Origin of the sequence: Citrobacter sp. MGH105 (genome assembly GCF_001037485.2) — a bacterium.
Classification (GTDB): domain Bacteria; phylum Pseudomonadota; class Gammaproteobacteria; order Enterobacterales; family Enterobacteriaceae; genus Citrobacter; species Citrobacter portucalensis.
This window is the reverse complement of record NZ_CP073048.1, coordinates 506,045-527,033: the sequence shown is the minus strand read 5'-3', so window position 1 is coordinate 527,033 and position 20,989 is coordinate 506,045. Positions and strand designations below refer to the sequence as shown.

18 protein-coding genes are annotated in these 20,989 nt (G+C 52.7%); 6 read left to right on the top strand and 12 right to left on the bottom strand.

Translation table 11 applies throughout. From position 1 onward, the window contains the following. Nucleotides 1-85 precede the first annotated feature (85 nt). Nucleotides 86-1,213, bottom strand: coding sequence for a cell division protein ZapE (zapE, locus tag SK35_RS02545; protein ID WP_048215448.1), 1,128 nt, complete (start codon nt 1,211-1,213; stop codon nt 86-88). Nucleotides 1,214-1,405: 192 nt separating this feature from the next. Here zapE and zapG point away from each other — a divergent pair, with 192 nt between their 5' ends. From zapG to degS, 3 genes are all read left to right on the top strand, one after another. Beyond that, nucleotides 1,406-1,804, top strand: a complete 399-nt coding sequence (gene zapG, locus SK35_RS02540) for a Z-ring associated protein ZapG (RefSeq protein WP_003025147.1) — start codon at nt 1,406-1,408, stop codon at nt 1,802-1,804. A gap of 168 nt (nt 1,805-1,972) precedes the next feature. Beyond that, nucleotides 1,973-3,340 carry a serine endoprotease DegQ gene (gene degQ / locus SK35_RS02535; protein WP_008785951.1) on the top strand — a complete coding sequence of 456 codons (1,368 nt, stop codon included), beginning with the start codon at nt 1,973-1,975 and terminating at the stop codon, nt 3,338-3,340. Between the two features lie 89 nt (nt 3,341-3,429). Further along, entirely contained in the window at nt 3,430-4,497 is a 1,068-nt protein-coding gene (gene degS, locus SK35_RS02530) for an outer membrane-stress sensor serine endopeptidase DegS (protein WP_032945146.1), read from the top strand. A gap of 146 nt (nt 4,498-4,643) precedes the next feature. Here the strand turns inward: degS and mdh are convergent, their stop codons facing one another. Next, nucleotides 4,644-5,579 carry a malate dehydrogenase gene (mdh, locus tag SK35_RS02525; RefSeq protein ID WP_008785953.1) on the bottom strand — a complete coding sequence of 312 codons (936 nt, stop codon included), beginning with the start codon at nt 5,577-5,579 and terminating at the stop codon, nt 4,644-4,646. 436 nt (nt 5,580-6,015) lie between these two features. On the opposite strand from mdh, the gene argR reads away from it, so the two are divergent. Together argR and yhcN are read left to right on the top strand one after the other, a co-directional pair. Next, nucleotides 6,016-6,486 (top strand): transcriptional regulator ArgR, encoded by a 471-nt coding sequence (gene argR, locus SK35_RS02520; RefSeq protein ID WP_003025162.1) that lies wholly within the window; start codon nt 6,016-6,018, stop codon nt 6,484-6,486. 377 nt (nt 6,487-6,863) lie between these two features. Beyond that, nucleotides 6,864-7,130 carry a peroxide/acid stress response protein YhcN gene (yhcN, locus tag SK35_RS02515; protein WP_003828812.1) on the top strand — a complete coding sequence of 89 codons (267 nt, stop codon included), beginning with the start codon at nt 6,864-6,866 and terminating at the stop codon, nt 7,128-7,130. A gap of 57 nt (nt 7,131-7,187) precedes the next feature. Here yhcN and SK35_RS02510 read toward each other — a convergent pair whose 3' ends face one another. The 4 genes from SK35_RS02510 to aaeX form a co-directional block, all read right to left on the bottom strand. Beyond that, the gene (locus tag SK35_RS02510; protein WP_008785955.1) at nt 7,188-7,466 is read right to left on the bottom strand and encodes a barstar family protein; all 279 of its coding nucleotides are present in this window, start codon (nt 7,464-7,466) and stop codon (nt 7,188-7,190) included. A 119-nt stretch (nt 7,467-7,585) separates the two neighbouring features. Beyond that, the gene (gene aaeB, locus SK35_RS02505; RefSeq protein ID WP_048215447.1) at nt 7,586-9,553 is read right to left on the bottom strand and encodes a p-hydroxybenzoic acid efflux pump subunit AaeB; all 1,968 of its coding nucleotides are present in this window, start codon (nt 9,551-9,553) and stop codon (nt 7,586-7,588) included. Between the two features lie 5 nt (nt 9,554-9,558). Continuing rightward, entirely contained in the window at nt 9,559-10,491 is a 933-nt protein-coding gene (gene aaeA, locus SK35_RS02500) for a p-hydroxybenzoic acid efflux pump subunit AaeA (RefSeq protein ID WP_003828814.1), read from the bottom strand. Between the two features lie 7 nt (nt 10,492-10,498). Beyond that, nucleotides 10,499-10,702 (bottom strand): p-hydroxybenzoic acid efflux pump operon protein AaeX, encoded by a 204-nt coding sequence (gene aaeX / locus SK35_RS02495; RefSeq protein ID WP_003828816.1) that lies wholly within the window; start codon nt 10,700-10,702, stop codon nt 10,499-10,501. A 184-nt stretch (nt 10,703-10,886) separates the two neighbouring features. Between aaeX and aaeR the strand changes: the two genes are divergently transcribed. Beyond that, complete coding sequence (gene aaeR, locus SK35_RS02490) at nt 10,887-11,816, top strand: HTH-type transcriptional activator AaeR (RefSeq protein ID WP_048215446.1); 930 nt, start codon at nt 10,887-10,889, stop codon at nt 11,814-11,816. A gap of 86 nt (nt 11,817-11,902) precedes the next feature. Here the strand turns inward: aaeR and tldD are convergent, their stop codons facing one another. The 6 genes from tldD to mreC all read right to left on the bottom strand — a co-directional run bounded on the left by tldD (nt 11,903) and on the right by mreC (nt 20,979). Next, nucleotides 11,903-13,348: a metalloprotease TldD gene (gene tldD, locus SK35_RS02485; protein WP_048215445.1), complete on the bottom strand. Its 1,446-nt coding sequence runs from the start codon at nt 13,346-13,348 to the stop codon at nt 11,903-11,905. Between the two features lie 147 nt (nt 13,349-13,495). Beyond that, the gene (gene yhdP, locus SK35_RS02480; protein WP_048215444.1) at nt 13,496-17,296 is read right to left on the bottom strand and encodes an AsmA2 domain-containing protein YhdP; all 3,801 of its coding nucleotides are present in this window, start codon (nt 17,294-17,296) and stop codon (nt 13,496-13,498) included. Between the two features lie 111 nt (nt 17,297-17,407). Then, complete coding sequence (gene rng / locus SK35_RS02475; RefSeq protein WP_003025190.1) at nt 17,408-18,877, bottom strand: ribonuclease G; 1,470 nt, start codon at nt 18,875-18,877, stop codon at nt 17,408-17,410. Further along, nucleotides 18,867-19,460: a Maf family protein gene (locus tag SK35_RS02470; RefSeq protein ID WP_048215443.1), complete on the bottom strand. Its 594-nt coding sequence runs from the start codon at nt 19,458-19,460 to the stop codon at nt 18,867-18,869. Before SK35_RS02470 ends, rng begins: the two co-directional genes overlap by 11 nt. Nucleotides 19,461-19,467: 7 nt before the next feature. Further along, the gene (mreD, locus tag SK35_RS02465; RefSeq protein WP_003025196.1) at nt 19,468-19,956 is read right to left on the bottom strand and encodes a rod shape-determining protein MreD; all 489 of its coding nucleotides are present in this window, start codon (nt 19,954-19,956) and stop codon (nt 19,468-19,470) included. Beyond that, nucleotides 19,957-20,979: a rod shape-determining protein MreC gene (mreC, locus tag SK35_RS02460; RefSeq protein WP_003828827.1), complete on the bottom strand. Its 1,023-nt coding sequence runs from the start codon at nt 20,977-20,979 to the stop codon at nt 19,957-19,959. Nucleotides 20,980-20,989 lie beyond the last annotated feature (10 nt).

Below are 20,989 nucleotides of genomic sequence, written 5' to 3'. Positions count from 1 at the left end.
AAAAAACTCTCTCGTAACGTGGGGTCGCAAGATTATAGAGAAGTCAGGGTCAAAGATCGACCCCTTTATGTGATTTGCGGCAGGTTTAACCGGCTAAATGTTCCCGCTTCAGATACTCTTCGCTTTGCATCTCCTGCAAACGCGACAAACAACGCTGAAATTCAAACTTCAGACGCTCGCCCTGATAAATTTCATAGAGGGGTGATGCCGCACTGACCACCAGCTTGACGTGGCGTTCGTAGAACTCATCCACCAATGCGATAAAGCGTCGCGCTTCACTCTCCATCAGCGGGGTCATGACCGGCACATCAGACAACAGCACCGTGTGAAACAGACGCGACAGCGCAATATAGTCATGCTGACTCCGGGCATCGACGCAGAGCGTGGTAAACGACACCGCCAGCGTTTGGTTTTCGACGGCCAGCGTCTGCATCGGACGATGATTGATCTCCAGCGTTGGCGCATGTTCACCTTTGGTTCCCGCTAATGCCAGCCAAAGCTTATCCATCTGCTGGCGGGTTTCCTCATTCAATGGCGACAACCACAAATGCGCCTGCGTTAAGGTACGCAGACGATAATCGACGCCGGCATCGACATTCATGATGTCACAATGCTGTTTGATGGCATCAATGGCAGGAAGAAAACGCGTGCGTTGCAAACCGTTGCGATACAGCTCATCTGGCGGAATATTGGAGGTCGCCACCAGCGTAATACCGCGGGCAAACAGCGCCTTCATCAGGCCGCCAAGCAGCATGGCATCGGTGATATCAGAAACAAAAAATTCGTCGAAGCACAGCACGTCCGTTTCGGCCTTAAAGCGGTCGGCGATGATTTCCAGCGGATCGCTCTGCCCCTGTAAGGCAGTAAGCTCTTCATGCACGCGCAGCATAAAACGGTGAAAGTGCAAACGCTGTTTACGTTCGCCCGGCAGGCTATGGTAGAACAGATCCATCAGCCAGGTTTTTCCGCGCCCAACTCCGCCCCACATATATAAACCACGCACCGGTGCGTTGATCGGTGACTCACGCTTGCCCAGCAATTTACCAAAACGCGCCATCAGTCCACTCTCCTGCGGCGCAGGACGTGCTGGCGTTGTAAGCGCCTGGAAAATTGTTTCCAGTCGATTCACGGCTTCGAGTTGTACGTTGTCGGGTTGATGACTGCCGTCGTTGAGGGCTTGCTGGTAACGCGATGTCGGGGAAAGGCTTTGCATGATGTTATTGTTATTCCTTGAGAATCGATGTGCCGTCGCTCACGGTTGACGAAAAAAAGGCCGTTCTACATTACGTGATATAAACACGGGATTCCACTTCTACGGGATTAGCGGTTATAGTGGCATAATCAGGCGCAGGCATGGAGCCTAAAGCCAACACCCTACGGAAACACAAGACAACGGGAGATGTTCATGACCTGGGAATATGCGCTAATTGGGTTAGTCGTCGGTATCATTATTGGTGCTGTAGCCATGCGTTTTGGTAATCGTAAATTACGCCAACAGCAGGCATTGCAGTACGAACTGGAAAAAAATAAAGCTGAGCTGGAAGAGTACCGCGAAGAGCTGGTGAGCCACTTTGCCCGCAGCGCTGAATTGCTGGATAACATGGCGGATGATTATCGTCAGATTTACCAGCACATGGCGAAAAGCTCCAGCAACCTGCTGCCGGGTATGTCGCCGGAAAACAACCCGTTCCGTAACCGTCTGGCAGAGTCTGAAGCAGGCAACGATCAGGCGCCGGTTCAGATGCCACGTGACTATTCTGAAGGGGCATCCGGCCTGCTGCGTAGCGGCGCAAAGCGCGACTAACCGCACATCGTTAAGAAATTTATTGGGCGCAGCAATTGCGCCCTCCGCTTCTCTTCCTGTCCCAGCTATTATTTAGTCGTTAGCCGCATTGTGACCTAACCGAAAATTCAATAACATCAACCTGTTTTGAATCATCTTCCGTTTACTCAAGGTACGAGAGCAGGATCCATGAAAAAACAAACCCAGCTGTTGAGTGCATTAGCGTTAAGTGTCGGGTTAACTCTCTCGGCGCCATTCCCGGCCGCAGCGTCTATCCCCGGCCAGGTTCCCGGTCAGGCTGCGCTTCCCAGCCTCGCTCCGATGCTGGAGAAAGTGTTACCTGCAGTGGTGAGCGTAAGGGTTGAAGGTACTGCCACTCAGGGGCAGAAAGTCCCGGAAGAGTTCAAAAAGTTTTTTGGTGATGAACTTCCCGATCAACCGTCACAACCCTTTGAAGGGCTGGGCTCAGGGGTCATCATTGACGCAGCCAAAGGCTATGTTCTGACCAATAACCACGTTATTAATCAGGCGCAAAAAATCAGCGTTCAGCTTAATGATGGCCGTGAGTTCGACGCTAAGCTTATCGGCAGCGACGATCAGAGCGATATCGCACTGCTACAAATTCAGCACCCCAGCAACCTGACGCAAATTGCCATTGCTGACTCCGATAAACTCCGCGTGGGTGATTTCGCGGTGGCTGTGGGTAACCCGTTCGGTTTGGGTCAAACAGCCACCTCCGGCATTGTATCTGCCTTGGGTCGCAGTGGGTTGAACCTGGAAGGTCTGGAAAACTTTATTCAGACTGACGCCTCTATCAACCGCGGTAACTCCGGCGGCGCATTGCTCAACCTGAACGGTGAGCTGATCGGTATTAACACCGCGATTCTGGCCCCCGGCGGCGGCAGCATCGGGATTGGTTTTGCAATCCCGAGCAACATGGCGCGCACGCTGGCACAGCAGCTGATGCAGTTTGGTGAAATCAAACGCGGTCTGTTGGGTATCAAAGGCACCGAAATGACCTCGGATATCGCCAAAGCGTTCAAACTGGACGTACAGCGTGGCGCGTTTGTCAGTGAGGTTCTGCCTAACTCCGGCTCCGCAAAAGCAGGGGTGAAATCAGGTGACGTCATTACCAGCCTCAACGGTAAACCGCTCAACAGCTTCGCCGAACTGCGTTCACGCATTGCGACAACTGAACCTGGGACCAAGGTCAAACTGGGCCTGCTGCGTAACGGTAAACCGCTCGAGGTTGAAGTCACCCTCGATACCAGCACATCATCGTCCGCCAGCGCAGAGATGATTGCGCCTGCGTTGCAAGGGGCCACGCTCAGCGACGGTCAGTTAAAAGACGGCACCAAAGGCATCAGAATTGATAACGTAGAAAAAAGCAGCCCTGCCGCACAGGCCGGTCTGCATAAAGATGACGTTATCATTGGCGTTAACCGCGATCGCGTAAACTCAATCGCCGAAATGCGAAAAGTGCTGGAAGCGAAACCGTCGATCATTGCTCTGCAGGTGGTGCGCGGTAACGAGAGTATTTACCTGCTCCTGCGTTAACGCATGCAACCGGACATCAGCCCCTCGTGTGATGTCCGGCAAACTCGTGATATGCTGCTGCCGTTCCCTTTATTAATGACGCCGCCATCATGTTTGTGAAGCTTTTACGTTCGGTCGCGATTGGTTTAATCGTCGGCGCCATCCTGCTGGCCGCGATGCCCTCTCTGCGAAAAATTAATACGCTTACCGCACCGCAGTTCGACAGTGCAGATGAAACGCCTGCCAGCTATAACTCGGCGGTTCGCCGCGCAGCGCCTGCCGTTGTGAACGTTTATAACCGCAGTATGAACAGTACCGCGCACAACCAGCTTGAGATCCGCACGCTCGGCTCAGGCGTTATCATGGATCAGCGCGGCTATATCATTACCAATAAGCACGTCATTAACGATGCCGACCAAATCATCGTCGCATTGCAGGACGGCCGCGTATTTGAAGCGCTGCTTGTGGGGTCTGATACGTTAACCGACCTTGCGGTGCTGAAAATCAACGCCACTGGCGGGCTGCCAACAATCCCAATTAATAACAAACGCGTGCCGCACATTGGTGACGTAGTACTCGCCATCGGTAACCCGTACAACCTTGGGCAAACCATCACTCAGGGGATCATCAGCGCCACCGGTCGAATTGGCCTGAACCCGACAGGACGGCAAAACTTCCTGCAAACAGATGCTTCCATCAACCACGGAAACTCCGGCGGTGCGCTGGTCAACTCACTGGGTGAATTGATGGGGATTAACACGCTGTCATTTGATAAGAGCAACGATGGCGAAACCCCGGAAGGGATCGGTTTTGCCATTCCGTTTCAGTTGGCGACTAAAATCATGGATAAGCTGATTCGTGACGGGCGCGTGATTCGTGGCTACATCGGTATCAGCGGTCGCGAAATTGCACCACTGCACGCTCAGGGCGGCGGGATGGATCAAATTCAGGGGATTGTGGTTAACGAAGTTTCCCCGGATGGTCCGGCAGCACAGGCAGGCATTCAGGTTAACGATCTGATTATCTCGGTCAATAACAAACCGGCGGTGTCTGCGCTGGAAACGATGGACCAGGTGGCAGAGATTCGACCAGGTTCAGTTATCTCCGTTGTCGTGATGCGTGATGACAAACAGTTGACGCTGCAGGTAACGATCCAGGAATACCCAGCCACCAATTAACGTCACGTCTGGCGGCCTACTGACCATAAAAAAACCGGAGCATGTTGGCTCCGGTTTTTATTAGGCGATATCGTAGAGAGTTAGTACGTAATGCCTGATGGCGCTACGCTTATCAGGCCTACAAATACACGCAGGCCTCTCTCGCGTTACTTAACGAACTCTTCGCCCAGAGTAATATCTTTTTTCAGCGTATCCAGCATGCCTTCCAGCGAGCTTTGTTCAAACGCGCTCAGCTTGCCGATAGACTGACGCTCTTCTACGCCGTTTTTACCCAGCAGCAGCGGCTGAGAGAAGAAACGAGCATACTGGCCGTCGCCTTCAACGTAAGCACATTCAACCACACCTTTTTCGCCGCTCAATGCGCGAACCAGGGACAGGCCGAAACGTGCAGCAGCCTGACCCATAGACAGGGTTGCAGAACCGCCACCGGCTTTGGCTTCCACAACTTCAGTACCCGCATTCTGGATACGTTTAGTCAGGTCAGCTGCTTCTTGTTCGGTGAAGCTTACGCCAGGAATTTGTGACAGCAGTGGCAGGATGGTCACGCCAGAATGGCCGCCAATAACCGGAACTTCAACGTCGCCTGGTTGTTTGCCTTTCAGTTCCGCAACAAAGGTGTTGGAGCGGATGATGTCCAGCGTGGTCACGCCAAACAGTTTGTTCTTATCGTATACGCCTGCTTTTTTCAGCACTTCTGCAGCGATAGCAACGGTAGTATTCACCGGGTTGGTGATGATACCGATACACGCTTTCGGGCAGGTTTTAGCAACTTGCTGCACCAGGTTCTTCACGATTCCGGCGTTGACGTTGAACAGGTCGGAACGATCCATACCCGGTTTACGTGCGACACCCGCAGAGATCAGTACCACATCAGCACCTTCCAGTGCAGGGGTAGCATCTTCGCCGCTGAAGCCTTTGATTTTCACAGCAGTAGGGATATGGCTCAAATCAACGGCCACACCAGGTGTTACTGGAGCGATGTCGTACAGGGAGAGTTCTGAACCTGAAGGCAGTTGGGTTTTTAACAGTAATGCTAGCGCCTGACCGATACCACCAGCAGCGCCGAGGACTGCAACTTTCATCCTAAACTCCTTATTATATTGATAAGCAAAATGTCTATTGCTCCGCGGCGGCGACCTTAATTCACAAATCCAATGAATACAACAACCACGCGTCAAGAATGCGTAGTCACGCAAATTTGGCTTTTATGCATTTAACTTACGTAAAATAAAACCTAAGTTACGTAATTCAAAACCACCCACACAGTAGAGCAACTTTCCAACAGGTGCTGACAATATACCCTACCCGCCTCTCAAAACAACATCAATTTGATAACATTTAATTTACTTTTAACCTTATTTGCGAGCCGTGACACAGGCATGTTTCTTGATAACGAAATTTGATAAAATTCCGCTCTTTCATAACATTATTTCAGCCTTGAACAAGGCAGACTGTTTGCATAAAAATTCATCTGTATGCACAATAATGTTGTTTCTACCGCCATATTACGGGTGACTTATGCGAAGCTCGGCAAAACAAGAAGAATTAGTAAAGGCGTTTAAAGCGCTGCTTAAAGAAGAAAAGTTCAGCTCTCAAGGCGAAATCGTCCTCGCGTTGCAGGATCAGGGCTTTGATAATATCAATCAGTCCAAGGTTTCACGCATGCTGACCAAATTTGGCGCCGTGCGTACCCGCAATGCGAAAATGGAAATGGTGTACTGTCTTCCGGCGGAGCTGGGCGTACCCACGACCTCAAGCCCGCTGAAAAATCTGGTGTTGGATATCGACTATAACGATGCGGTCGTAGTTATTCATACCAGCCCCGGCGCTGCTCAGTTGATTGCACGTCTGCTGGACTCATTGGGGAAAGCGGAAGGTATCCTGGGTACGATTGCAGGTGACGATACCATCTTCACCACCCCAGCTAAGGGTTTTACGGTAAAAGATCTGTACGAAGCCATTCTGGAACTGTTCGAACAAGAACTGTAATACCGCCTCCCCGTCGCCTCGCGGCGGGGGAAAACACTCTCTTTTCATCCCCCTCCTTCTCTTTTCCACTGCTATTGATTTAACAAATGGTGCGTTTAACCATCAAAACACATTCACATGGTGAATATGCAGCCTTAAAAACGCACATTTTGCAAAATAAAGCATCTACATGATTTAATTAAATTTATTTTGTATAAGCTGTTTGAAATGCTCTTTTTAATTCCATTGAGTTATAAAAAATCATTTTCTTAACACTCAAAACCCAGTGAAACAATTAGCGTGGTATTAATTTATTGGGTGATTAGTGTATACTTGATTTTGTGATGAGGGTCACGAAACACAGACCCCCAATAAAAGAATTCGACGAGGTAAATATCATGAAAATCAAAACTACTATTGCAACCTTAAGCCTTCTTTCTGTTCTCTCCTTCGGTGCAAGCGCCGCGGTTACTCAGGTGAACTCACAAGAAGCACAGAATCTGCAATCCATCGGTAGCGTCTCCGTCTCTCAGATCGGTAGTTCACCAATGGACATGCGTCAGGCCATCGCCGCTAAAGCTGAAAAAGCAGGCGCCAGCAGCTATCGCGTCACCGAACTCCGTGAAGGTGCTCACTGGCACGCTACTGCAGAACTCTACAAATAAACCCTCGTCGTCTAAGTCCGACGACTTGCCCCCGCCTGCCGGGGGCTTTTTTATGTCTTACATTGAGTGACGAACGTTAAAACGCAACTGCCCTTCCAGCTCTTCTTCCGCTTCATCGAACAGTAAAATCAACGCGCCGTATCGCCTGCGCAGCTTCTCCGGTAAATGGACAAATTCAATCTCCAGCGGCAGCGGCAAGACTTCCCCGATCACCACCTCCCACAGAGAATCCAAATCAACCACCTTTTCCCGGGCCAGACCGAATGTGCGCGTGAACTCGCGATAGAAATCGCCCTGATCTTCTATCTCGTCAAAATCAAATGTATAGATGTTCATCTATAGCCACCATCCCGACGCCAGCTACTCTACAGACCGCCAATATCCAAGGGTCTCTCGCATTTTCAGGTAAGTATAGCCATAAAAAAACCGACGCTTTTAGCGTCGGTTTACAACTCTTAATTACTGACCAGCGCATGCTGGTATTTGTGCAGCATCCCACTGAGTCGTTTTACCGGCTCGGTCACCTGCGGCGGTGCTTGCCAGATAATTAATTTCTCCTGGTAGACCTCGAGCTCCTCCAGTAACTGGCTAAAGTAGCGTCGGCGCTTGTCGTCATTTCCTGCTGAAATTACGTAATCGGCAGTACGCCGAAGCTGACGATGGAACGCAGATAGATCCTCGTTTACCGGTACCGGTGCATCACGCAGGCGCTGGTGCGCGATGATCATCGTCAGCGCCAGGCGAAACTTCGCCAGATCGCCGGGAAACTTGTTCATCAGCAAAAACAGCTGCTGATAAAGTGCCGGAAGATGATTTTCTTTACGACGGACTACATTGGTGGTCATTGCTGAAACCGCCGCCGACACGAACTGGTTGAGCAATACGCGGCCTGTTCTGTCACGGGAGTTATCACGCACCAGCAGAATGACGATAAACGCCAACACGCAGCCAACAATCTGCCCCAGCGCACTATCAAGGAACTGGCTAAAGTGGAAGGTCATCGGGTTATCCAGCACAATGATATTAATGGTGCTGGCCAGCGCCCCCATCGATCCCAACCGTCGTTTCTGTACCTCAATCCCCAGAAAGAATCCCAGCACCGCCAGGCTCAGACACAGTAACAGCATGCTTTGTTGCGTATTAGGGATAATCACCAGGAAATAGAGCGCTCCGAGCGGTAACGCTGCCAACGTCCCATAGATAAAGTCTATCGCCACCATGCGAGGATTTGGCAAACGCATTGCCAGCGAGGTGACGACCGCAATCATCACCATTGCACCGCTGCCGGAAGTCCATCCGGTCCATAGCCAGAATAAGGTCCCCAGCACACAAGAAAGCGTGGTACGCCAGAAGTTAACCATCGCATGATGACGCTCGGCAGACTCCACTTTCACCACCGGCTCACCTTGCAGGATCTCTTCTTCCGTAGCGCTAATCTTGGTATTACTCACCACACCACGTTTGAGCAGCAGGTAGCGCGTCGCGGCCCCCGCCCAGCTGTATATGGTGACCGGCGTTTCGCGCTCGCCAGTCCAGGCAATCACCCGACGCATCCGCTTCAGCTGTTTGTGGACATCCTGCGCCGTTTCAACCGACGTATCGAACAACTCGCGGAAGGTGTCGGTGATAAGTTCCGGGCGGGTATTTTGAATAAGATAGGTTTCACAGGACTGCGTGATGAGCGTGAGCGACAGCGTGTTCAATGCTTTAAGCCTGCGGTTAGCACGCCCCCAGCGTGAAGACTCCATATTCAGGTTACTGCGCATGCCTTCCAGCGCTGCCGTACGACGGACTAAATCGCCCCAGGCTTTATCCACAACCTCGCTGTCGCCGTGCTTAATGCACAACTGCATCAGTTGATATTGCGCCACCAGCAGGCTATCCAGCTCAACATCAATCTCTTGTTTTATCGAACGGGGAGAAAAAAGCAGATCGGCCACAATGGCGCAGACAATCCCCATCACAATTTCACTGCAACGTTCGAGTGCAAACTGTGGCGTCAGCAGCGGTTCAGCCTGAATGGTAATGACGATGATCAGCGCCGTATAGCCCGAAAGCCCCCAGGCATAGGAGTTCTCGATCTTCACCAGTGACGAGATCCAGGTACAAAAACCGGCCCAAATACAGCACACCAGGATCATCAATAACGGAGCGCGGATCATACTGATGATAATGATCAGTCCGGCAATACAACCGATAAATGTCCCGACAATACGCAGCATGCCGCGATAGCGAATAGCCCCTGAATAGGGTTCCCCACCGGCAGCAAAGGCCGGGCCTGCCGCCACAATAGCTGCAGTCAGCACCGCCCAACGCGGAGTTTCAAGTTGGAAGTGAAAACCAACGAACAGCGCCAGTACAATCGCGCACGCCAGTTTTACCGCAAAGCGGATATGCTGGTTGGCAATGGAGAAAATACCCATCACGATTAACCAAACTCGCGCAGGCGGTGCGCCATTTTACGGAAGAAGGACTCCTGGCTTGCATCACGGTCCTGCTTACCGGTAATGACAACGGTAGCCGTTGTCCCGGCAGGCCACAGAGTTCCCTGCTGTTCATCAAGGCGGATTCGCACCGGTACACGCTGCGCCAGGCGCACCCATTCCAGATTTGAATCAATGGTCGCCATACCTTTTGCATCCTGCGTACTGCTGGCATTTGTTACCCCCGCCGCCACGCTATCAACGGTGCCTTTTAAGACATTATTACTGCCCAACGGGGTGATCTCAGCGCGATAACCAGGGCGAACGCCTTCCAGTTTGGTTTCTTCCATATAGGCCAGCACATAGAAAGAATGCTGTTTGACCAGTGCCACCGCTGTGGAACCACGCGTAATAAATTCGCCGCTATAGACGTTCAGGTTAGTGACCCAACCGTCTGCTGGTGCGCGGATGACGGTACGTTCCAGATCTAATTTTGCCAGGTCGCGGGTCGCTTGTGCTTTCGCAAGCTGGTGTAATACGGTTTGCAGGACGTTGTTTGACTGGTCAATCTCTTCACGAGACATGGCCTGCACGCCAAGGCGGTTACGACGTCCAGCCTCCTGGCGTTTTTCCTGGGCCAGAACCTGATAATAAGAAACATCAGCTTCGGCCTGCTCAAGGGCTTTCTTGTAGCGTGGCTGATCGATGGTGAACAGAATCTGATCCTTTTTCACCAGTTGGTTATCATGGACGTTAACGTTGGAAATAAGACCCGCAACATCCGGCGCAATAGCGACAACTTCCGCGCTGAAACGCGCATCACGTGTCCATGGCGACTCGGTGTAATACACCCATGCGCGAAAAATAGCGATGAAGGCCAGAATGACCAGTACGAGAGTCGTGGCCGTACGGGAGAGTTTTTTTGTTAGTGTTTTCACTTCAACCTCAAACGAACAGGCGCGTTATTAAATAGAACAGGCAGCAATACAGCGCGGTGTTAAACAGAGCCGGATGCCAGACAAAATCATAGATGCCGGTTGGAACCAGCATCCGGCGCACCAGCCAGAAAATCGCCAGTGACAAAAGTAATTCGAAAAAAATCGGTGGGAAGGACAAACCAAACACCACGATAACGGGAAACAGACTCATGTTGACCTTGGTAACTTAAGAGAGTGCAGGTGATAGATTTTCTAGCGTATGTCACCGCAGAGAAGGGCAAGGATGAGCCAGGCGAGAGCGACATAGCTGTTATTTGAATAATAATATATTAACGTAACTGTTATGCTGTTATCTATATTATGTGATCTAAATCACTTTTAAGCCAGAGTGAACAATGGAACGATTAAAACGTATGTCGGTGTTCGCCAAAGTCGTCGAACTGGGCTCCTTCACCGCCGCCGCAAGACAGCTACAAATGAGCGTTTCATCGATAAGCCAGACGGTCTCTAAACTGGAAGATGAGCTACAGGTCAAGCTGTTAAACCGCAGTACACGCAGCATTGGGCTGACCGAAGCTGGTAAAATTTACTATCAGGGCTGCCGGAGAATGCTGCACGAAGTGCAGGATGTTCACGAGCAGCTTTATGCCTTTAACAACACGCCCATCGGTACGCTGCGCATTGGTTGTTCTTCAACCATGGCACAAAATGTCCTCGCCGGATTGACTGCGACCATGCTGAAGGAATACCCCGGTCTGACGGTAAATCCGGTAACAGGCATCCCGGCACCGGATTTAATCGCCGATGGTCTGGACGTGGTCATCCGCGTCGGTGCGTTGCAGGACTCCAGTCTGTTCTCGCGTCGCCTGGGCGCCATGCCGATGGTGGTCTGCGCGGCTAAAAGCTATCTCGCACAGTTTGGTGCCCCGGAGAAACCCGCCGATCTCAGCAACCACTCGTGGCTGGAATACAGCGTGCGCCCGGATAATGAATTCGAGCTTATCGCTCCGGAAGGAATTTCCACCCGCCTGATCCCAGAGGGTCGTTTTGTGACTAACGATCCGATGACATTGGTGCGCTGGCTGGCTGCGGGTGCGGGCATTGCCTATGTTCCGCTGATGTGGGTGATCAATGAGATCAATCGTGGCGAAGTGGAGATCCTCCTTCCCCGCTACCAGTCGGATCCGCGTCCGGTCTATGCGCTATATACCGAAAAAGACAAACTGCCGCTCAAGGTCCAGGTGGTGATTAACTATCTGACGGAGTATTTTGTCGATGTAGCGCAGCTTTTTCAGGGGATGTACGGCCGGGGAAAAGAGAAATAAAAAGAGTATTGGCCGGATAAGGCGTTGACGCCGCGTCCGGAAAGATGCCCGATAGCGCTGGTGCTTATCGGGCATACATCATGATGTTATGCAGTACCACCTACCGTCAGGTTATCCACCTTCAGCGTCGGCTGGCCCACGCCCACCGGCAGGCTCTGCCCTTCTTTACCGCACACACCAACCCCGTTATCCAGCTTCAGGTCGTTACCTACCATCGAAATCTGCTGCATCGCTTCGATACCAGACCCAATCAGCGTCGCGCCTTTCACCGGTTTGGTTACTTTACCGTTTTCAATCAGATACGCTTCAGACGTCGAGAACACAAATTTCCCGGAGGTGATATCCACCTGGCCGCCGCCGAAGTTAGGTGCATAAATACCGTATTCAACGGATTCGATGATTTCCTGCGGCGTGGATTTCCCCGGCAGCATGTAGGTGTTGGTCATACGTGGCATCGGCAGGTGCGCGTAAGATTCACGGCGACCGTTACCCGTTGGCGCGACGCCCATCAGGCGCGCGTTCAGTTTGTCCTGCATGTAGCCTTTCAGAATACCGTTTTCGATCAGCACGTTGTACTGACCCGGTGTGCCTTCATCATCAATAGCCACAGAGCCACGACGGTCCGCCATTGTGCCATCATCCACAACGGTACACAGTTCCGACGCCACCAGCTCACCCATGTGACCGCTGAATACCGAGGTACCACGGCGGTTAAAGTCACCTTCCAGACCATGACCGACCGCTTCATGCAGCAGAACGCCAGGCCAGCCAGCGCCGAGTACTACCGGCAGCGTACCAGCAGGCGCTGCTACCGCGGACAAATTAACTAACGCCATGCGTACGGCTTCTTTCGCCCAAGCGTCAGCACGGACTTCACCATCAAGGTCGCCAAGGAAATAGTCATAGCCAAAACGACCGCCACCACCGCTGGCACCGCGCTCGCGCTTACCGTCCTCTTCGACCTGTACGCTTACGGACAGGCGTACCAGCGGACGAAAGTCAGCGGCCAACGTACCGTCGGTCGCTGCTACCAGAATCAGTTCATAAACACCGGTCAGGCTGGCGGTTACTTCCTGGACGCGTTTGTCGGCGGCACGGGCCACGCTATCAACGCGACGCAGAATATCCAGTTTCTCTTCGCGGCTCATGCTCTGTAACGGATCAACCGAAGTGTAAAGCGCCTGATGCTCAACCGCTCCCAGCGTTTTTACTTTGCCGTCACCGCTGTCACGCACGATAGTACGGGCAGCATGAGCACTTTGCTCCAGCGCCAGCAGGCTGATCTGGTCTGCATAGGCAAACCCTGTTTTTTCGCCGCTGATGGCGCGCACGCCAACACCCTGATCGATATTGTAAGAGCCGTCTTTAATGATGCGGTCTTCTAAAACCCAGGATTCGTGATAGCTCGACTGAAAATAGAGATCGCCGTAGTCAAGACGGCGTTCGGCCAGTTGGCCCAGAATGGCAAACAGATCCTGATGTTTCAGGCCATTCGCCGCTAGCAATTGTTCACTTACCAGGTTCAGACTCATCGTTTTGGTTACTCATTTAATTCTGCCGGATGGCGGCAAAAACGCCTTATCCGGCCTACGTTGTTAGGCTACTGTAGGCCGGATAAGCGCTGCTCCATCCGGCAATACTATGTACTGAGATTGGGGCAATTACTTGCCCCCGTCAAATCATTGCTGGCTTTCTTTGCGCGGCTGACGCAGAACTTCGTTAATCTGCGGTTTATCGACCGGACCGGTGATGCGATAGCGCAGAATCGAAACTTTGCTCCATAATGGTCCCAGAACCTTACTGGCAGCAAATACCGCCGCACCGACAATCGGGTTGACAGCAAACGCAGCGGCAACCCCTACGGTGGCAGAAATTTCAGGCGCGACGATGGCTTCCATATCCAGCTCCCGACGGACCAGGTTCACTGAGCCTTTCATCGCAATGTCTGCCTCCAGACCATCCACCAGCGTGTCGTCGGTATGCATCACACCATCTTTAATCCACGCCGTGCTGCGAATCGAGTCGAAATAGAAACCTTCACTGAAGGTATCGCTAAAATCAAAACGCAGTTTACGTAGCAACGCATCAAAGCTCAGCAGTCGCAACAGTTGCCCCGCATGCCCGGTACTGAGTTCGGTAAGCTCACCTTTGCCCAACCGGGTACGCAAAATCCCATTCAGCGATGCTTCGTCCGGATCCCACGGCGGGTTACGCCAGTGCAGGTCATACTCCACGTTGAACGAAGAATTACGAATCGGGGTCGATACGCCAAAGAAACTGGCCGCAGAGTCAATTTTATTACCGCTCAGTTTACCCTTCAGTGACGTTCGCTCTTTGCCCGGCGCATTCACCCACACGCCATCGGTGGTCAGTCTGGCAAAGCCCGTATCCAACAGACCGTTGCTCAACGTTAGCGTGTCGCCTTTAATTGCTACATCGGCATCAATGCGCCCATATTTCTGTCCCCACATCCAGCACTCGGCACAGCGTAACTGAAGGTCAGGCCAGCCGCGGAAGCTGAAGTTGTCCACGGCGGAAAACGGCGAGGCTGATGTGTTGCCCGGTGACGCTTTCGCCGCGCTGGGGTTGTAATAAAGATACTTAATATTGGCCAGCCATGGCGCATTATTGCGCATCGCCAGCGTGGCATTAATTTCACGACCCTGCGCCTGCACGATGGAGCCATTGCTCGCAGGCTCAGACACAATACTCAAATTATTCCACTGCTGACCGCCCAGGGATAATGATGGCGTACGCACGGTGATGCGTTGTGGGAAGTTGGCATTAGTGCCAACGTTATCCGCTGCGCCTTTTTGGAACAACGCCAGCCATTGCGCGCCATCCATAGGGGGAAGATTAAGCTCAATGCCTTGCTGATCGGGTAACGCGGGCACAGTACGGCTTTCCGACGTCCAGATAGCGCGGTCAAGCGTCAGTTTCTGATTCAGCAACCAGCGGCTGTTAAAGTGGTTCTTACTGCCAGCATTGCCGGTCAGTTCAAAGCTGCGCAGATTACCGTTGGCCTTAACATTCACCGGCAACGCCTCACCGACCGCCTTATTCAGCGGAGCCGGTAAGTGACTACTTACATTCTTCAGGTCCCCCTTTAGCTCAATGTCGTAAGTCGGCCCGGCATGATACGGAAGATCGATACCCACCTTGCCATTCCACGCCATGCTGCCGCTTAAGGCATCGTTGACCTGCGCCGGTAAAATCCCCATGCGGGTTGGCTGCCAGTCGCCTTGCAGGTTCACGGCTACCTGATAGGCTTTCGCACCTTCGGTGGTGGAGAAGTCGACGTTCAGCGGCTGATTAAACCAGTTCGCCGTCATCGGCTCGCTCTTCAGATCGCCGTTGATAAAGCTGAATTTACCATTCAAATTCTTCAGCGTGCTGTCGAGTGGTTTAATAAACAGACTGTTATTACGCAGGTTGACGTCGCCTTTGGCGGTAACCAGCGAGCCGTCTAGCGGAATATCAAGATGTAAGCGAGCATTCACATCACCGTCAATTTGCAACTGTTCCAGCGTGGCGCCGAGAGAATCCTTCAACGGAGTCTCATCAAAATAAGGTCCAACCGCCTTGCCTGGCCCGTTGATATCGGCATCAATCAGCAGCTTTTCTTTTGCATAGTCGGGAATATTAGCCGTCAGGTTACTGGCCTTCACGCCGCCTAGATTGACGCTATCCGTCTTCATCCACAGGCCATCGTTAATGAAGTTTAGTTCGATATTAAGATCGGTTAGCGCAGGCCAGTCGGGCTGGAAAGCAAATTTCGCATTGCGTAGCGGCACCAGGACCTGAAACTGCCCTTCATTGTGCAGATACGGGAACAGATTCGGGTTACCGCCATACACCAGCGTGGCGTTATCCGCTTCGCCGCCCTGAATAGCGCCGCTGAGGTAGTCAACCAGATCCTTACCCATCAGGTTTTCCGGGAAATAGCGCCAGGCCTGGGAGCCATCGTCGGTGCTGATACCGGCCAGAATGCCCAACCATGGCTCATCATCAGCCGGTTGCAGATAGCGAAAACCACCGCGCGCATGTACCGCTTTCGCTTTAACATCAATGTTGCGCCCGTCTAACTGGAAGCCTTTATCATTCTTCAGCCAGCTTAGCGTCGCCACGCCGTTCTCTATTTCCAGCGGCGCGCGGAAGACGGTTTCATACGGCATTTTGGCTTGTTTCATGGAGGCGGTAAGCGCCCCATTTTCAACGCTGCCCGCAAGCGTACCGGAGAAATGTTCTGCCCCCGGCAGCAGCTTCCACTGTTTCCAGGCCAAATCGGTCCACGAGGACAGGAAGCGGGTTTTTTCTGTCGCCTGTAACGGGATATCCAGCGCAAGCACATCTATTTTGCCGCTGGGTTGCGTGGCCCGCCAGATATCACCCAGCGCAGGTGATAACCGGGACGCCATCGGACGCAGTCCTTCTAACCCGGCCAGTTCCAGATTACTGGCGCGAATGCGTAGCTCATCACTGCGTTTGTTATTCTCGCCACCGACTTCCTGCTCGGGGATCCAGGCCAGTGTTAATGCCCCGCTCGGCCAGGGCTTATCATCCATGGTGATACGCGTATCGGGAATAGAGAATTGCCAGCCCGGCTCTTCACGGCTGATGTGCGCCGTCAGATTATCGACGGAGAGCGTGTGCGTACGATTTTCACCCAGCCAACTTGCCCCGCCTTTTTTCAGCCAGACATCACCACCAGAAACGACGCCTTTGTTGATCGTCATCCATGCTTCCAGGCTAAAACGCGCGGTTTGTAGCGCGACATTATCCTGCATCCATTTGCCCAGCCACGGTTTGACGTCGATGTCGTCTGCCTGCAGCCAGACTCGACCGTTATTCAACAGCCCTTCGTCATCACGCAGATCCATACGCACCTGCATAATGCCGTGCTGTCCGGTCAGGCTGGAGAGACTGACCTGACCCTCGGCGCGATGCCGATTTTTACCATTCAACCAGGTAAGCTGTGGGATCGCCAGTTCAGCACGTTGACCTGAGAGGGTTATAAAGCTGATATGGCTGTCGCGTAGATCGAAATGATCAAACTGACGCAGGAAGAGATCGCTGAGATGGCCGGTTTCAATCCCATCTCCGCCTTCGCTGCGCTGGATAGGAGTATTGGTGCGCAACTGCAGTTGCCAGAAGGTGAGATCGCGAAACTGCCAGCGCATGTGCAGCAAACTTTGCCAGACATCCAGCGCCAGCGTGACGCGTTTTACCGAAAATTCTCCCCCATCTTTCAGCTGCGCATGGATATTACGCGCTTCAAGCGTAGGACCGAAATTTTGCCAGCTGGCAGAAAGCTGGCTGGCGGAAACAGGTAGACCAGTGGCGGATTCAATCTTGCCAAGAATGGCCGGACGCCAGCTATCAAGATGAGGTAACGCAAGGCGCAGTCCACTGACCAGCAGCGCTGCGATGACAACGAATGCGGCTCCAGTGAGCAGTAAAATCCCCGGCAATCGCCTCACGCGCCTCTCCTTGTCTACCAAAAAATATGACTCACACCCCTTGAGTGAATATTGCCGGATAACGGCGCTTGCGCCTTATCCGGCCTACATGCGCGGGTGCCACTACACGATTTACATCATGACGACGTCGAACTGCTCCTGGTTATACAGCGGTTCGATTTGTACTTTGACCTGTTTGCCGACAAAGATCTCAACTTCCGCCAGCGCATGTGACTCTTCACCTTTCAGGGTTTCAGCCACTGCCGGAGAGGCATAAACCAGGAAACGATCGGAGTCATATGCATGGTGTACGCGCACGATTTCGCGCATGATTTCATAGCATACGGTTTCCACCGTTTTCACCGTACCACGCCCATGGCAGGTCGGACACTCGTTGCACAGTACATGTTCCACGCTTTCACGTGTGCGTTTGCGCGTCATCTCCACCAGGCCCAGCTGTGAAAAACCGTTAATGCTGGTTTTTACGCGATCCTTGCTCAGAGCCTGCTCCAGGGAGTGCAGCACCCGGCGACGGTGATCTTCATTATTCATGTCGATAAAATCGATAATGATAATACCGCCGAGGTTACGCAGACGCAGCTGACGAGCAATGGCCTGCGTTGCTTCAATATTAGTATTAAAGATAGTGTCGTCGAGATTACGATGCCCAACAAACGCGCCAGTGTTGATATCCACGGTGGTCATCGCTTCGGTTTGATCGATGATCAAATAACCGCCGGACTTCAGCTCAACTTTGCGTTCCAGCGCGCGCTGGATTTCATTCTCAACGTCAAAGAGATCAAAAATAGGCTGTCGCCCGCTGTAATGTTCCAGCTTGCTGGTCATCTCGGGGATATATTCCGCCGTAAATTCCAGTAACGCCTCATAGGTCAGACGGGAGTCGACGCGGATGCGGTCAAGCTGCGCATCGGCAAAGTCACGCAACACGCGCTGTGCCAGTGCCAATTCACCATACATCTGGTAGCGCGTTTGCGGGCGCTTTTTACGCTCCATGACTTTCGTCCAGACGCGCTTCAGGTAGGCAGCATCCGAGGCCAGATCCTCTTCGCATACGCCTTCCGCCGCCGTGCGAATGATGAAGCCACCCTGCTCATCGCAGTAATCCGCCACCACTTTTTTCAGGCGTTCGCGTTCGGTTTCGCTTTCGATACGTTGGGATACGCCAACGTGCGAAGCCCCCGGCATAAAGACGAGATAACGGGAAGGCAGCGTGATGTCCGTCGTCAGGCGTGCGCCTTTAGTTCCCAACGGATCTTTTACCACCTGTACCATCAGATCCTGACCCTGGCGCACCAGTTCAGAAATGTCGCGTACGGTGAACTGTTTTTGTTCTTCACCCGCCACGCATTCGGTGTGCGGCATGATGTCAGAAGCGTGAAGAAATGCGGCTTTATCCAGTCCAATATCTACAAAAGCCGCCTGCATACCCGGAAGTACACGACTTACACGACCTTTGTAGATATTGCCTACGATTCCGCGTCGCGCCTCACGTTCAATATGAATTTCCTGCAGAATACCACCATCGATGTAAGCCACCCGAGTTTCCGATGGCGTTACGTTTACCAACAATTCAGCCGTCATGTTTATCCCTTTTCTCACGCAGTGCGTTAAAATTGGTCAGCAACTCATACGTTTCTACCAGCGGTAAGCCGACTACGGCGTGATAGCTGCCATTTATCTTCCTGACAAAACAGCCACCTAACCCTTGAATACCGTATGCACCTGCTTTATCCATTGGTTCACCGCTGGCAACATAGCCCGCGATGTCCTCATCGGTTAGTGCTCTGAATGTCACTTCCGTCACTACCAGGCAGTCCAGACTGTGCTGGCGATCGGCCAGTGCCACGGCCGTCATAACTTGATGCGTTTTGCCCGACAGTTTGCGCAGCATTGCTGCGGCATGGTCGGCGTCGTGAGGTTTTTCCAGCACTTCGCCATTAAGGATAACGATGGTATCCGCACCCAATACCGGCAAATCGCGCTGGGCCAGCGCTACGCCAGCCTGCGCTTTTTCGCGCGCCAGACGGGAAACGTACTGCTGCGCGCTTTCCTGCGGGTGCCGCTGTTCTTCAATCCCAGGGACCAGTCGTTCAAACGTAATACCAAGCTGAGCGAGCAACTCCTGACGACGTGGAGAACCTGAAGCAAGATACAGAGTATTCATATCAACCTTATTGCACCGCAAACTGCTGACGGACTTTACGCATCAGTAAGAATAGCCATGGCCAAAGCACACCATTCACTACACTACTCCAGAACACTTCAGGTCTGAAAGAGACGTTGATCACTAAAAACTCGGCCCAGAAAACAATAATATCCACGACCAGTGATAACAACATGACCACCAGCGCCTGTTGCCAGAGCGCGAGGTTTCGGAATAGCTGGAATTTCAACGCGACCAGATAAGCAATGATACTCATCGACAATGCTCGCACGCCAAGCGTGGAGCCGCTGATGAGATCCAGTATGGCACCCACCACAAATCCCGTGCCCACATTTACGCGATGCGGCAGCGCCAGGATCCAATACAACAAGATGAGCAGCACCCAGTTTGGCCGGAAAACCAGAATGTCATCCGGCCAGGGCATGACTTGCAGCAACAGTGCAATAAGGAACGAGAGCCAAATCACCCAACGTCCCTGGCTACGATAGCTTGCCACTTACTGTCCTCCCGGCTTACGCGGAGCAGGTTGTGGCGGCGTGGTATCTGCGGGCGCTGGAGCCACGCCTGTTGCAGGTGCTGGCATTGGCGCAGGTGGCCCCATGGTATCTGGTGCAGGCAGAACTTGCGGCATCATTTGCATCAGACGTTCATTCGCAACGCGGTGTACTTCTTCCGGCGTCATCGGGTTTGCGCCATTACGATCGGCACCCCACAACAGCAGCAGATAGCGCAGACGCTGCAGACCCGCAGTCGGGCGAGCCTGAATCACGGTATATGCGCGCTGAGTGTCCAGCTTAACGGAAGAAACAACAGCAACCGGATAACCTTCAGGGAAACGTCCACCCAGACCCGAGGTGACCAGCACATCGCCAACGCGAATATCGGTGTTGGCTGGCAGGTGTTCGAGTTGAAGATCGTCGGTGCAGCCGTTACCCGCAGCGATCACGCGGATATCGTTACGCAGTACCTGAATGGGCAGCGCATGCGTCGCATCGCAAATCAGCAGCACGCGGCTGGTCAATTTAGCCACCGCCACGACCTGACCTACTACGCCTTTGTCGCTAATAACCGGCTGGCCTTCGTAGACGCCGTTAACGCTCCCTTTGTCGATCACGACCTGATCGCTGTAAGGGTCATTAACCGTTGAGATGACCTGCGTCACCATCTTTTGTTCGTCCTGACGCAATGGCGATCCCAGCAGCTCACGCAAACGCGCGTTCTCCTGTTTGTATTGCCCCAGCATCAGTAGTTCGCTATTTTTCAGCAGCAGTTCCTGACGCAACGCCCGGTTTTCAAGTTCGAGTTGGTCACGCGAAGCCAGCGTTTGCGACACGCCGTCGAGTAATTCACGAGGACCATTTGAGATAAAGTAGAAAGGACTGACGGCGGTATCCATGTACGTTCGGATTTGACTAAACGTACCCAGGCGGCTGTCGGCAATAATAACGCCGAGCGCCACCAGCACCGCCAGAATAAGGCGAATCTGTAGCGACGGGCCACGGCTAAAAATTGGCTTCATAGTCTATGCG